Source organism: Chroococcidiopsis sp. (assembly GCF_051657925.1).
Taxonomy (GTDB): Bacteria; Cyanobacteriota; Cyanobacteriia; order Cyanobacteriales; family Chroococcidiopsidaceae; genus Chroococcidiopsis.
The window spans coordinates 1-12,998 of sequence record NZ_JBOFLP010000162.1 but is presented as its reverse complement, the minus strand read 5'-3'; the positions used below and the strand labels follow the sequence as shown (position 1 = coordinate 12,998).

General features: G+C 41.9%; 14 protein-coding genes and 2 riboswitches. Of the genes, 8 read left to right on the top strand and 6 right to left on the bottom strand.

The genetic code is table 11. From position 1 onward, the window contains the following. Positions 1-246: 246 nt before the first annotated feature. Positions 247-1,437 (bottom strand): sensor histidine kinase, encoded by a 1,191-nt coding sequence (locus ACRC32_RS13350; protein WP_438554430.1) that lies wholly within the window; start codon positions 1,435-1,437, stop codon positions 247-249. Between the two features lie 4 nt (positions 1,438-1,441). After that, positions 1,442-1,627, bottom strand: a complete 186-nt coding sequence (locus ACRC32_RS13345) for a hypothetical protein (protein WP_438554429.1) — start codon at positions 1,625-1,627, stop codon at positions 1,442-1,444. A 146-nt stretch (positions 1,628-1,773) separates the two neighbouring features. Further along, positions 1,774-1,954: riboswitch (cyclic di-AMP (ydaO/yuaA leader) on the top strand. A gap of 100 nt (positions 1,955-2,054) precedes the next feature. Between ACRC32_RS13345 and ACRC32_RS13340 the strand changes: the two genes are divergently transcribed. From ACRC32_RS13340 to ACRC32_RS13310, 7 genes are all read left to right on the top strand, one after another. Beyond that, entirely contained in the window at positions 2,055-2,213 is a 159-nt protein-coding gene (locus ACRC32_RS13340) for a hypothetical protein (RefSeq protein WP_438554428.1), read from the top strand. A gap of 112 nt (positions 2,214-2,325) precedes the next feature. Next, positions 2,326-3,663, top strand: coding sequence for an ArsB/NhaD family transporter (locus ACRC32_RS13335; RefSeq protein WP_438554427.1), 1,338 nt, complete (start codon positions 2,326-2,328; stop codon positions 3,661-3,663). Between the two features lie 171 nt (positions 3,664-3,834). Further along, a riboswitch (cyclic di-AMP (ydaO/yuaA leader) is annotated at positions 3,835-3,984 on the top strand. A gap of 99 nt (positions 3,985-4,083) precedes the next feature. Further along, positions 4,084-4,926 carry a nitrate ABC transporter permease gene (gene ntrB, locus ACRC32_RS13330; RefSeq protein WP_438554426.1) on the top strand — a complete coding sequence of 281 codons (843 nt, stop codon included), beginning with the start codon at positions 4,084-4,086 and terminating at the stop codon, positions 4,924-4,926. Between the two features lie 112 nt (positions 4,927-5,038). Next, the gene (locus ACRC32_RS13325; RefSeq protein WP_438554425.1) at positions 5,039-6,439 is read left to right on the top strand and encodes an ABC transporter substrate-binding protein; all 1,401 of its coding nucleotides are present in this window, start codon (positions 5,039-5,041) and stop codon (positions 6,437-6,439) included. Between the two features lie 63 nt (positions 6,440-6,502). Beyond that, positions 6,503-7,342 (top strand): ABC transporter ATP-binding protein, encoded by an 840-nt coding sequence (locus ACRC32_RS13320; protein ID WP_438554424.1) that lies wholly within the window; start codon positions 6,503-6,505, stop codon positions 7,340-7,342. A 104-nt stretch (positions 7,343-7,446) separates the two neighbouring features. Further along, complete coding sequence (locus ACRC32_RS13315) at positions 7,447-8,058, top strand: universal stress protein (RefSeq protein ID WP_438554423.1); 612 nt, start codon at positions 7,447-7,449, stop codon at positions 8,056-8,058. 75 nt (positions 8,059-8,133) lie between these two features. Further along, positions 8,134-8,850, top strand: coding sequence for an SDR family oxidoreductase (locus ACRC32_RS13310; RefSeq protein WP_438554422.1), 717 nt, complete (start codon positions 8,134-8,136; stop codon positions 8,848-8,850). A 33-nt stretch (positions 8,851-8,883) separates the two neighbouring features. Here the strand turns inward: ACRC32_RS13310 and ACRC32_RS13305 are convergent, their stop codons facing one another. The 3 genes from ACRC32_RS13305 to ACRC32_RS13295 form a co-directional block, all read right to left on the bottom strand. Further along, on the bottom strand, positions 8,884-9,669 hold the full coding sequence (locus ACRC32_RS13305; protein WP_438554421.1) for a class I SAM-dependent methyltransferase: 786 nt from the start codon (positions 9,667-9,669) through the stop codon (positions 8,884-8,886). 574 nt (positions 9,670-10,243) lie between these two features. After that, complete coding sequence (locus ACRC32_RS13300; RefSeq protein ID WP_438554420.1) at positions 10,244-11,017, bottom strand: DUF1350 family protein; 774 nt, start codon at positions 11,015-11,017, stop codon at positions 10,244-10,246. 26 nt (positions 11,018-11,043) lie between these two features. Further along, entirely contained in the window at positions 11,044-11,829 is a 786-nt protein-coding gene (locus ACRC32_RS13295) for a transglutaminase domain-containing protein (protein WP_438554419.1), read from the bottom strand. Between the two features lie 93 nt (positions 11,830-11,922). On the opposite strand from ACRC32_RS13295, the gene ACRC32_RS13290 reads away from it, so the two are divergent. After that, positions 11,923-12,210, top strand: coding sequence for an antibiotic biosynthesis monooxygenase family protein (locus ACRC32_RS13290; RefSeq protein ID WP_438554418.1), 288 nt, complete (start codon positions 11,923-11,925; stop codon positions 12,208-12,210). 33 nt (positions 12,211-12,243) lie between these two features. On the opposite strand, the gene ACRC32_RS13285 is transcribed toward ACRC32_RS13290, so the two are convergent. After that, the gene (locus ACRC32_RS13285; protein ID WP_438554417.1) at positions 12,244-12,855 is read right to left on the bottom strand and encodes a hypothetical protein; all 612 of its coding nucleotides are present in this window, start codon (positions 12,853-12,855) and stop codon (positions 12,244-12,246) included. Positions 12,856-12,998: the final 143 nt, after the last annotated feature.

Sequence of the window (12,998 nt, the reverse complement as noted above, 5' to 3'; positions counted from 1 at the left end):
GTTGCTTACACCTATCAGGAGAAAAAACCGTCGCTGGACATTTACCCAAAAGAGCTACTTGCTCTACCTCCTGCCCTTTTTTAACTCGTCGAACTCACGTTAATTTAAAAAATTTTGAGGAAAATTGGCTCAATAATAGAAAGTTTTAGCAATTGTCTAATATTTCTTAATCAATGACAATTAACTTAAGATGATTTCAGCTTAACAGTCAAAAATCATAAATTATAAATTATCGCTCGCAGAGTGTTAATTTGTCTTAACTTTTAGCGGAAAAGTCACTGTAAACGTTGAGCCAACTCCAACCTCAGAGGCTAATTCAATCTTTCCCTGCAACAGCTTGACTAAGCGCGAAACGATCGCCAGCCCCAAACCCGTGCTGTTGGGTATGGCGATCGTTCCGGCTTGAAAATAGGGTTCAAACACGCGCTGCTGTGCTTCTGGCTCAATTCCCACGCCTGTATCGGCAACTGCGATCGCCCATCGTTCGCGATCGAGCGCCCAACATTTCACCGAAATCTTTCCATCTGGCGTGTAGCGAATCGCATTACTAATCAGATTTGTCACAATTTGCTGCAATCGTAACGAATCCGTGACAACTTCTTTGGGGGCTGATGCTAGATCGAGGATTAATTTGAGTTCCTTCGCTTGTGCCGCAGGTTGCATCATCGCAACAAGATCGCTTACTAACCCGCGAATCTCGACTGTTGCAGGCTGTAGTTGCATTTGCCCTGCTTCGTATCGCGAGATTTCTAAAGCATCGTTAATCAGGTGTAATAAATGCCTACCACCGCTTAACACCCGTTCGATATGTTCTATATTGGTGTAGCTATCTTTTACCTCAACTCTGTCTTTCCGCTGTAGGCGCAAAAATAAATCGGCATAGCCAATGATTGAAGTCAAAGGGGTTTTGAGTTCGTGGGCGAGATGGGAGAGATTTTCTCGATTTGCCCGCACCAGCCGCGTTAATTCCTGATTGTTGAGTGTCAGTTGACTTTGTAGCTGTTGTAGTTCTGCCAATCGTTGCTCGGTGTAGCTTTTAAAGCAGCGGGCGATCGCTTCATCAATCACAGTATCAATTAACCGAAAAGCACGAATCACCTCTAACGCTGAGCTTGTCTGCAAGCTTGTCTCAATGGTAGAGAAGATAACATAACGCAGAATTCGATACTCTCGGGCAATTTCCCCAGCCTCAAATCCTTGTTCTGCCCTAATGACACCGTGTTCTAAACTCACCTCTACTAGTGTCTTCAAATCGCTATCTTGTGATTGAGAAAGCACTGTTGCCATCGCTTGAATCACGCGCGGTATGCTATCTTGCAAAGATTTGTACGGCAGTTCGTTAGCTGTTTCAATTTGGTTATCTGCACGAATGGCAGCAATCCAGTCCTTCAAAATCGTATCGCTGTTATCGAGCAGCAGTTGACTGAAATCTTGCATCACTTCAAGCACGCATAGAGATAGGCATGGCAATCTTCAGTTTATAGGAACCTGCCAGATGGTGGAACCACTCTATCGTTCGATACTTCGGCAGCAATGCTACGGTGCTATTTCGCGAGTTGTTCATCCGCACTTCTGCCCCGTAGAGATAGCTGAAAAGCTTTTCGACACCAATAGCGGATCGATTCATCTGCTGAAGATTTTGGCTTGATGTTATTGTAATTGTCTGCAAAAATTGAACGCTACCCGAAATAATTTGACGAATTTGAGTAAGAATGTTAGATTTCTCTTCAATAGTTTGAAAACAGTTAGCCTAATCCAGTGGTGTTTGTGTTGAGGAGTTCAAAACTTTAGTAAAACTGGAGCGGAGGAACCAAAATCTGGGGCTTATCTGGTTCAAAGATGAATTAGCAAGAACGAGTATCGAGTTCAGAGCTTCATACTTCATCCTTGACAAGAAGAACATCTCTCAGTTCTAGCCCGTCAGCTAACTCCGTAGGCGTTGAGAGGAGACTGAAATAAGCAACATTATCAATAATGTTCTGCTTGGTTCAGCTTCCAAGGCTCGTACTGTTAAGCCTGTTGTACCTGCACTTGAAGAGACTGAAAAATAGCAGATGAAAATCCCACAAAAATCACTGGTAAAAATAAAGCAATTCGCCTTGAAGGATTGTCAGACGCGCAACGCCCACTCTAATACGCTTGAATTTCAAGCATCAAATAGAACTGCTACAGGTTCGGAATCACAAACAGATGCGATCGCTTCATTACCTTAGCCGTATGTAGCTAACTACCAATAAATATCAAGCGCATTAGTAGAGTTTTGCATGGATATAAAGCTCTACAACTTTGGCTAAAATAATTAATAATCAAACTAGTAGTAATAATATGGAAAACTGGCAGGCGATCGCTAGCACTATTACTTTCCTTAGCGTCATCTTTTTCGTGATGACAGAATGGATACACTTGACTATCGCGGCATTTTTAGGAGCCTTAATTCTGGTTTTTACAAATGTGCTAACACTAAATGAAGCAATTGGGTATATTGGTAATAGCTACTCTACTCTTGCTTTGTTTTTTGGCGTAATGGTGTTGGTACGAGCATTTGAACCCACAAAAGTTTTTGAATACTTAGCCACCCAAATTGTTATTTTAGCTAAAGGACAAGGCAAGCGCTTGCTACTGGGAATTGTGGCAATTACAACTCCAATTTGCGCTTTTTTGCCCAATGCTACAACAGTTATGTTACTAGCACCGCTGATTCCTCCGATTGCAGAGGAAGTAGGGGTAAACTTTGTACCGCTACTGATTTTAATGGTATTCGTAGCCAACAGTGCCGGATTACTAACATTGGTGGGAGATCCAGCTACATTTATTGTCGGAGATGCCGTAAACGTCAGCTTTGTTGATTACCTCACGCGCCTCAGTTTAGGTGGAGTTATTGCAGTTATTACTGTGGTTGCAATGCTACCATTTTTATTTCGTAAAATTTGGCATAAAGATTTAGAAGATTTAGAACATCTCCCTCATCCAAAAATCAATCATCCGCAAGTTTTAACATTAGGAATTGTTTTAATTGCTGGCGTTTTAATATTTTTCGTTATTGGTGAAATGTTACCAACTCCAATTTCTCCTGCTGCGGTAGCTTTATTAGGTGCAGCTTTAGCATTGTTACTGTCGCATCATAGCAAAATTGATACAGTTAATAATATTTTGCGAGATGTCGATTGGAGTACGTTAATATTTTTTATGTCCATTTTTGTCTTAATTGGTGGGCTAGAAAAAACTGGAGTCGTGACTAGCCTTTCTGGTGTTTTAGCAGTAATTTTAGGTAAAAATATTGCTTTAGGTTCGCTAGTATTACTCTTTTTCGTTGGCATAATATCTAGCGTCGTGCCGAATATTCCTTTAGTTGTGGCAATGGTTCCACTACTCAAACAGTACGTAGTTAATATTGGGTTAGCATCGCCAGCTATTTTAGAACAAGGTTATACTGGAGATCTACCAGCAGAAGTATTACCCTTGTTTTATGCCATGATGTTTGGTGCAACGTTAGGTGGAAACGGAACTTTAGTTGGAGCTTCTTCTAACATAGTCGCTGCCGGAATTGCCGAACAACACGGACGGCGAATTTCATTTAAAACCTTTCTCAAATATGGTTTACCCGTAATGGCAGTCCAATTAGTGACTGCTGCTATATATGTTACAATTCGGTTTTTGATTTAATGGGTCATTTGTCATTCGTCATTTGTCATTTGTGAATTGCGAGCGCCACCCAAAAAACTATCAGCACTCCTTTACCATCTAACAATTACCAACCACCAATTACCAAATAAATACATATATCTACAGAATGATTGACGGTAGAGAAATAGCGATGATATCTTAGGAAAGATCAGAGTAAGTCAGCCTAATCTAGTCCTTCATTTGCATATAGACGAGACTAGAACGGAGGAACCAATTGTAAGGGGCTTATCTTATATTTAAGAGGGGCATCTCTCAGCCCTAGCCCGTCAGCTAACTTCGTAGGCATTGAGAGGAGACTGAAGAGTAAGCATTATTTCATTAATGTTTTGAACTCATCAGTGTTCCTGTCTGGTACTGCTCGATTTTACGTACCTGAGATCGACTCTGAGGAGTATCAATATGATATTTCAGTTAAATCTTGCTACTCTAGCAGTAGCCGGACAAGCTGCGTGGAAAAGGGTTAGACCAATTGTTGTCAGGGATGCTGTTCTGTTACCTGCCGCTGGTTTCTTAGGCATCATTATTTTGTGGTGGGCGATCGCTCTTGTCAATCCCGAATTAATGCCTACTCCACCACAAGCATTGGTAGCGAATTTAGACTATATTCTCAACCCATTTTATCAACGCGGTCCAGGCGATTTAGGCATTGGCTGGCTGTTGTTGGCAAGTCTGCGACGAGTATTAATCGGATTTGCTTTAGGCGCAGCAGTAGCAATTCCTGTTGGCTTCTTGATTGGAATGTCAAAGCCAGCAATGATGGCACTCAATCCCATTATTCAAATCTTCAAACCCGTATCGCCTTTAGCGTGGTTGCCGATCGCCCTAGCTATTTTTAATTTGGCAGATCCCTCGGCAATTTTTGTAATTTTTATTACTTCTTTGTGGCCCACAATTATTAATACAGCCTTGGGTGTATCGAGCGTATCTAAAGACTATATCAATGTGGCTAGAGTTCTGGAAATGCCCCGTTGGAGACAAATAACTAAAATTATTTTGCCCGCTAGTTTACCTTATATTTTTACAGGTTTGCGAATTAGTTTGGGTATTGCTTGGCTGGTAATTGTTGCCGTAGAAATGCTTACAGGTGGCGTTGGCATTGGCTTTTTTGTCTGGGATGAATGGAGTCGCCTCAATTTGAGTTCTGTCTTCCTCGCAGTATTGGTAATTGGCTTAACAGGCTTACTATTAGATTTTGCTGTTGCCAAAATTGAATCGTTAGTCACTCACCGCCGCCCCACGTAGGAAGGGGTGAGGAGTGAGGAGTGAGGGGTGAGTAAAAGAATTAGGCACGATTTTTGTTGTTTGTCTGGCAAATGGCAAATGACGAATGACCAATGACCAATGACAAATAACTATGAACAACTGGACGCGACGCGAGTTTTTAGCAGGAATAGGCGCGACAGCAGGGGGAATGTCGCTGGGTAGCTGTGCGATTAGCAGTGACAGAAGTGCTACAGGACTGACAGCAGAAGCCGCAGCGATCGAACAAATAATCGATCCGAAAACCTTAGAAAAGCCAAATTTGACCGTAGGTTACGTACCAGTCAACGACTGCGCCCCATTTGCGATCGCTTGGCAGAAAGGATTTTTCCGCAAGTATGGACTAAATGTCAAACTCAACCGCGAAGCTAGCTGGGGAACTTCACGAGATGGCATCATCTTCGGACGTACCGATGCTGCTCCCGTTGTCAGCGGCGCTGTTACCAATGCTAGGACAGGTGCAGAAGGCGCACGTCATGCCCCCCTATGTGCGGCAATGACAATCCACCGCCACGGCAACGCTATGACCATGAATCGCGCCATGTGGGATGCGGGTTTGCGTCCTTGGCGAGAGTACAACGGCAATTTAGAAGAATTCGGGCGCGATTTTCGCAACTATTTCGACAACTTGGCTTCAGAAAAGCGAGTCTGGGCAGTCGTGTTAAGTTCTGCCATTTACGAATATTTCGTCCGCTATCTCTCGGCGGCGGCGGGTGTAGATCCGACAAAAGAATTTCGGATTATTATCATTCCTCCACCCCAGATGGTGACGAACGTGCGGATTGGGGCGATGCAAGCTTATATGGTTGCCGAACCTTGGAACACTCGCGCCATTACTGGTAATGAAGGTGTAGGTTTTACCTTTGCCCAAGGTAGAGAAGTGTGGCAAGGACATCCAGATCGATTGCTGGGGGTGATGGAAAGCTTTATTACCAACTATCCAAGAACCTATCGATCGCTCGTTAAGGCAATGATTGAAGCCTGTCAGTATTGCAGTAGACCAGAAAATCGGGAAGAAGTTGCTAAATTAATTTCACAACGTTCCTTTACTGCGGCTAAGCCAAAATTGACCCGTCCGGCGATCGTGGGGGAATACAACTATGGCGGTTTCGATGACCAAAAGCGGCTTGTCAAAGCACCGGAAACAACAGTCTTTTTCGATTATCCAGCTCACCTTGCCACAATACCAAACGACCATTCCACTTTTTTATGGCAGTCTCAAAGCCTGTGGTTGATGACTCAATCAGTACGGTGGGGACAAATACCAGAAGTTCCCAAAAATGCCGAAGCTGTAGCCCGAAAAGCATGGAGAACCGATTTATACCGCGACATCGCCGCCGAAATGGGAATTGAATGTCCGAAAGAAGATTACAAGGTAGAACCAGCCACAGCTTTTATTGACAAAAAAGCCTTCGATCCTAGCGATCCAGTGGGATATCTCAACAGTTTTGAAATTAGAGCAAATCGTCCAAAATCTTTTTTTATGTCTAGTTAATAGGAGTTAGTAGTTGGTATTTTCCCTACTCCCTACTCCCTACTCCCTGCTCCCTATAATCTTATGACCAAATCCACAAGTTTTTATCCTAACCAAAACGAGCTTGACTATAATTCTCGCAACTTCCTAGAAATTACAAACCTCGTCAAATCTTACCGCAATCCTAATGGTAGTGAATTTGTCGTTCTCGATGGCATCGATCTTACTATTGCGGAAGACGAGTATATTTCTGTTATCGGTCACTCTGGCTGTGGTAAATCGACTCTACTAAAAATTGTGGCGGGTTTAGAAAAAGCTACTGCCGGATCGGTAAGGCTGGAAGGGAGAGAAATCCGCAAACCAGGCGCAGAAAGAATGATGGTGTTTCAGCAATATTCCCTATTGCCGTGGTTAACAGTAAGGGAAAATGTTAGGCTCGCAGTAGATGAAGTGATAAGAAATGCTAGTCGTGCCGAAAAAATTAGCATTGTCAACGAACACTTAGCAATGGTGAATTTAACAGCGGCAGCAGATAAGTATCCTGATGAAATATCGGGAGGAATGAAACAGCGAGTAGGAATTGCACGAGCTTTAGCGACTCGTCCAAAAATGCTACTAATGGACGAACCTTTCGGAGCATTAGATGCTCTCACTCGCGGGAAATTACAAAGACAAGTTTTAGACATTTGGGAACATCAGCGACAGGCGGTGATGATGATTACTCATGACGTAGAAGAGGCAATTTATATGTCCGATCGCATTGTTTTGATGACCAATGGTCCCAACGCTAAAATTGGTGAAATCATCGACGTTCCCTTTCCTCACCCACGCGATCGCCATGCTATGCGACATTCAATAGAATACATGGAATTACGCGATCGCGCCTTAGATTTTCTCGATCGCTATTTCACCCAAGACGAATAATTTGTCAGAAGTCAGGAGTCAGAAGATAGAAGAATGTATATTGATTTAGCTTCTTCCTTGTCCCCCTTGTCTCCCTTGTCTCCCACTTACCCAAAGGAAAAACTGTGAACCTCAAACCCATTCTGGCGCGGTTGCAAAATGCTCTAGGTAGTCAAGACGTACACAACTTGATCTTGCGGATGCCAACTGGATATCAAACTCAGAATAATACATCCGAGCGATCGCTAAATTTAGTTGTCGGTTATGACGGTTCTCCTGACAGCCAAGCAGCGTTAGATCTAGCTTTATTAATTGCTCATCAAACTCGCTTGGCAACTCAAAACCAAGTCACAATTCACGTTGTTTATGTCTTAGATGAAGTACAAATAGAGTTACTGACTAAAATTTATAGTTCCTCAAAGGCTTTTCGTCGGGGACAAAAGAAATCTACACCTGTTGCTACTCTCTCTGGAACTCAGGCACTCGCAACTAAATCTAAAACAGTTTTGTTAGCACAAGCAGACGAAATTTTATGGCGAGCGCGATGTTTAGCTGAAGCATGGAAAGGTACGTTTGTAGCTCATCTACGATTTGGTTCTTTAGCTACGGAACTCAAAAATATTGTAGAGACTGAAACAGCAGACATACTGCTGTTAGGTTGTCGTTCTCAAAATAGTCTAGTGATTCGACAGTTAGATACAAATCTCTCCTGTGCGGTATTGGGCATTTCTGAATAAATGCATAAAATTTATCCAGTCAGAAGTCTAATATGTTTTTAGTAGGTTTTTGAAACTTTGCGAGGATAAAAAAATATGAGCGAAGTTAAAAAAGTTGCGATCGTGACAGGAGCAAATCGCGGTTTGGGTTTAGAAACTTGCCGTCAATTAGCAAAACAAAATATTAAAGTTATTCTGACTAGTCGTAATGAAGAAAAAGGAAAGCTAGCAACGGACAAGCTGCAAGCAGAGGGATTAGATGTTATTTATCGTTCGCTAGATGTCACCAATCCAGACAGTGTGGCACGTTTAGCAGAATTTGTAAAAAGTCAGTTCGGACGCTTAGATATCTTGATAAACAATGCTGGCGTACTACTCGATTATGCGGACTCAGATGGTAGTATTTTTAACTTAAAACTGAAGACACTACAAACCACACTAGAGACAAATACAATTGGTCCAATACTACTATGCCAAGCCTTAATTCCCATCATGAAAGAGCATAATTATGGCAGAGTTGTCAATGTTTCTTCTGGTGCGGGACAACTACATGACATGAGTACGGGATATCCTAGCTATCGCATTTCTAAAACCGCGTTAAATGCCGTGACGCGAATTTTTGCCAATGAATTAGAGGGAACAAATATTTTAGTAAATGCCGTTTGTCCTGGCTGGGTGAGAACTGATATGGGTGGTGCTAATGCAACTCGTACCTTGGAACAAGGCGTGGATTCAATTGTGTGGCTGGCAACTTTAGCGGATGATGGACCCACAAGCAGCTTTTTCCGCGATCGCCAACCGATAGAGTGGTAATCTTACTTGTGGCGATCGCATCCGCTCTCTATATTATTGTTCTGATTTGACTGCCCTCCCACAAACAATCAGTGGAAAACGCGGATCGTTATATTCCAATTTCGCCTTAGCAAAATCAAAAGCTACCATGCCGCGGAGTTCTCCAGCAGCTACAAGAGAATTTCCATAAGTTTGTATGTCGATCTGTTCGGCAAGAAAAGATTTAGCTAAGATGTAGTGCAAACCGCGAGCTGTAAAGCGCCAGTATTCGGGATAGGCAGGATAATTAATTGTAATATTCGGTACGGCAATCAGTAATACACCCCCTGGCTTCAAAATACGATGCATTTCTGAAACGATTTTTTCTGGTTCTGCAATTATGTGTAAAACATACGTACAAATGATACAGTCATAAGTATTACTAGGTAAATCGTTTGGTTGAGTTAAATCGGCAACAATAGTTGCATTTGGAATATAATCCTTGTTTAAAACATCTAGCTTGGTAATCCGATCCCTAAAACGAGATGTATAAGTATCGTCTTGAAATTCTAGGCAATGACCTTTAATATCTGCCGTGAATTTTTGTAAATACCAATCTAAATAAATGCGATGAGCGCTAACTCCTCTCTCACACCAGTTTTCTGCTAAAGGCTGCACGCCTGCCTGTAGTAGCTCTACTCTTGTTTTGAGCATAAAAAAAGGTTTGAATGCTTGTTTGGCAGATTGCTTAAAACTCTTTGGTAGCAGTTGTTTTCCATTATTAAATGTTTTCTTGAGCTGCTCAGAAAAACCTTTTTTCTTAGGCGGAAAAAACTGTCCAATACTATCAAATTGGCTCACAATCTATCTCCTTATACCTGGTTAAAATGGCTACACTTCTAGATCGCTAATATCAGAAACCTAGCGATGTTAAAGAATGTATTTATCAGCAATAATGTACTTGAAACTTAAAGTTGATAAGCTGACAAGTCAACTCTGTTCGTGTGAGTTGCAAAGCTCTGATTTAGCTTAAATTCGTATCGTAGAGTGCAATTCTATAGCTACAAATCTTGTGCGATCGAGCTTAGATAATATATCAATTCACAACATTTTTAACTCTGTATGTCAGGTATACATGACTAGAGTTATTCCAACTTAGAAAATTACTATTATGGTGGCGTAAGTAAAATTTGCATATCTGTGCGCTGGTTTAGAGATAAATACTGCTGTAATGTAGGAGTAATTTGCCTATATGTTAATAAGTTAAGAACTGCATAACTTTAATTCCTCTATCGCTAGGTGGAAACACAATTAAGTATAGACAATAATTTTCTACATGGTTAAAAAAGCTGAATTTAACTGACTTTATATGTATGCAACAGAGTTGTGATTGAATCAGTAGTAACCCAATCCACTCGCGATCGCAACACCACAATCACAACATAGAAACAGGATTAAGCCACTGTACGATTGTTTGTCTTAGCTGTCTTAAATCGCGAGAAAACTCTTGCTTAAACCACTGTCCTACTGCATCAAGAGGTGTAAAGTTAGAACCAGTTTGCCATTGTATGTCTTGACTTAAAGGCGTGGTATGAGTACCGCTGAGGGTTTTTAATGTTACCATCCCAGGAAAGCGTTGATGCAGCAACTTCACCAAAGCTTCAGACTGATCGATCGTGTCATTGGTAAACTTGATCGCTAAGTTGCGGCGAACCTCGTAACGAGTTTGCAACAGAGTATTGGTTTCCAGGGGTGAAGGCGTAAACTCGACAGAGAAGCCCGGATTAAAATTCAACTGCTGTACCAAGGGGATAGCATCTCGCGCCGCATAATTATTGAAAGAGATTAAGATATTACCAGCGCGTTCGACATTGAACAGACTGCCAATCAATAGATGGAGTTTACACCCCATACTATGCCCTACGCCGTAAATTGGTAAATAGCGGCTGCGGAGGAGAGATTTAGCGTAAAGTTGTCCGATCGCATTTTCAAAACCGTTCAGTACCGAGCGGGCGATCGCAGTATGATCTAGAGTGTTGACAAACGGCGTAGCAACGACAACGTAATTTTCCTCAGCGAGTTGTTCTAAGAGCCAGCGATACGTCAGTTGAGGTGCAGTAGCGACAAACGCACCTCCTAAAAAATGCACGATCCCGATTTGTTTGTGGGGAACTAAAACCCAGTTCCCAGCAATTTCTTTCCATTCCATGAGCTTAGGGAGTGGGGAGTAGGGTTTTAGGTATTAGCTTTATCTACCCAAACTTTCATATTCTTCAATTGTACTGCACCAAATTGGGTAACTAAGGCAACATCAGCCGCATCTCGTCCGTAGGCGATCGCAATTCTATTACCCCTTGGTTCTTTTTGGGTAGCATCAAACGTATACCAACGTCCACCTACAAACGCTTCAAACCAAGCGTGCAGATCCATCGGATCTAACTCGTAAAGATATCCTACTACCATCCGTGCCGGAATGTTCAAACTGCGGCTTAAGGCAATACCCAAATGGGTAAAATCGCGACAGACCCCTACTTTTTGCTCGGCTGTATCCACAGCAGAAGTAGAAGCATCACTCGTACCGTAGCGATATTCTATATTTTGCTGAATCCAACTGCGAATCGCCTCTACTTGATCGTATCCAGGTGCAGCATTGCCAGCAATCTCATTTGCTAAATCTCCCAAGCAATCTGCTTGACAATAGCGACTGGGTAACAGAAATTGCAGCGTACTCTCCGGTAAATCCTGTACTAGTACATACGGCGCGCCAGGTTGAGTATCAATTTTATCTGCGGTGTCTACTTCAGCTGTAGTTTGTACCTGAAATGGACCTGGAGGCGCTACCATCCGCTGACACAAATTACCATAACTATCGGTATACTCTATAACTTGTGCGCTGGGTTCGATGATGTATTCCTCTCGCATCACCCATTGTCCCAATCCACTGCGAGGTCTAAGCATGAAAATGAGTGGAGTTGGCGCGTTGACTTCATATGTAATTTGACACCCTGCACTCAGCCGCATTCTTACCTCCTAGTAACTTAGTTTATAAGTTTTTACATATATGATAATTAATATAAAAACTATACAATTGGCTAGCTTCCTGGGAGGTATTTTATGATTCTTGAGGCAGTAATGCTGAATATCAAGTTGGGAATGGAAAGCGATTTTGAAGCAACTTTCAAACAGGCTTCCAGAATTATTTCGTCTATGAATGGGTATTTATCCCACGAATTACATAAATGTATAGAAATTAAAGGAAAATATTTATTACTTATTAAGTGGAAGACTTTAGAAGCTCATACAGTTGAATTTAGAAAATCTCCTGAATATCAACAATGGAAAAAACTATTACACCACTTTTACGATCCATTTCCAGTAGTCGAACATTTTGAAAAAATTTAACCGTAGGGTGGGCATTGCCCACCTTACTATTGTCTACTGAGAAGAACTTTCACTTGTAGTTGTATCTTGACCTAACGTACCCTCAGCAGATGGTGTTTGAGATTCGGTAGTAGCACCGTTATTCTGTTGGAGTTGAGTATTCTGAGCTTCAGTTTCAGGCTGTATAGGAACGGGAGTCGTCGTGTTTTCTTTCTGCTGTGCAGTAGATGCTGGCGGTTGCAGAACTGGAACTGGTACTTCCTTGATTTTCTCAATTATCGTTTGTTTTTCCGAACTGCGATCGACCGTAGAAGATTCTGTGTTTGGTTTGTCACTAGGTACGGGAACGAGAAGGGGTTGTGGTGTCGATGTAGATGTTTGAGCAGATTGATTCAAATACCAAATGACTCCCGCACTCAAAACTGCAATTGTTGTCAGCAGAATTCCCAAAAGCAAACCTCGCGCCGCATTTTCATTATCTTTTACAGCTGATGCTCTCTCTTGACTACTGCGTTCTGCAACTCGCCCATGTACGTATCCGTGTTGATATAAATCGTTAGATTCAGTCGTCTTTGTCACATTGATGTGGGTATTGCCATTGGTATCTTGATAAGACTCTTGACGCACTTCACGGTTATAGTTATTACCAGAATTTAGATTAGACATGATTTCAATAAAGCTCCTTCTCAGTAATTTACTGTTCTATTTGATACTTAAGTTTATACAAAATCAGCATAATCCCTGAAATCAAATGAGTCACTCTATCCCCAGAAGGGATCTTTTTCAAGTTATTCCTCTATCTTGAGACA

Coding starts and splice junctions, on each gene's coding strand:
- ACRC32_RS13350 (WP_438554430.1), bottom strand. CDS start 1,437: ATGCAAGATTTCAGTCAACTGCTGCTCGATAACAGCGATACGATTTTG.
- ACRC32_RS13345 (WP_438554429.1), bottom strand. CDS start 1,627: ATGAATCGATCCGCTATTGGTGTCGAAAAGCTTTTCAGCTATCTCTAC.
- ACRC32_RS13340 (WP_438554428.1), top strand. CDS start 2,055: ATGAAAATCCCACAAAAATCACTGGTAAAAATAAAGCAATTCGCCTTG.
- ACRC32_RS13335 (WP_438554427.1), top strand. CDS start 2,326: ATGGAAAACTGGCAGGCGATCGCTAGCACTATTACTTTCCTTAGCGTC.
- ntrB (WP_438554426.1), top strand. CDS start 4,084: ATGATATTTCAGTTAAATCTTGCTACTCTAGCAGTAGCCGGACAAGCT.
- ACRC32_RS13325 (WP_438554425.1), top strand. CDS start 5,039: ATGAACAACTGGACGCGACGCGAGTTTTTAGCAGGAATAGGCGCGACA.
- ACRC32_RS13320 (WP_438554424.1), top strand. CDS start 6,503: ATGACCAAATCCACAAGTTTTTATCCTAACCAAAACGAGCTTGACTAT.
- ACRC32_RS13310 (WP_438554422.1), top strand. CDS start 8,134: ATGAGCGAAGTTAAAAAAGTTGCGATCGTGACAGGAGCAAATCGCGGT.
- ACRC32_RS13300 (WP_438554420.1), bottom strand. CDS start 11,017: ATGGAATGGAAAGAAATTGCTGGGAACTGGGTTTTAGTTCCCCACAAA.
- ACRC32_RS13295 (WP_438554419.1), bottom strand. CDS start 11,829: ATGCGGCTGAGTGCAGGGTGTCAAATTACATATGAAGTCAACGCGCCA.
- ACRC32_RS13290 (WP_438554418.1), top strand. CDS start 11,923: ATGATTCTTGAGGCAGTAATGCTGAATATCAAGTTGGGAATGGAAAGC.
- ACRC32_RS13285 (WP_438554417.1), bottom strand. CDS start 12,855: ATGTCTAATCTAAATTCTGGTAATAACTATAACCGTGAAGTGCGTCAA.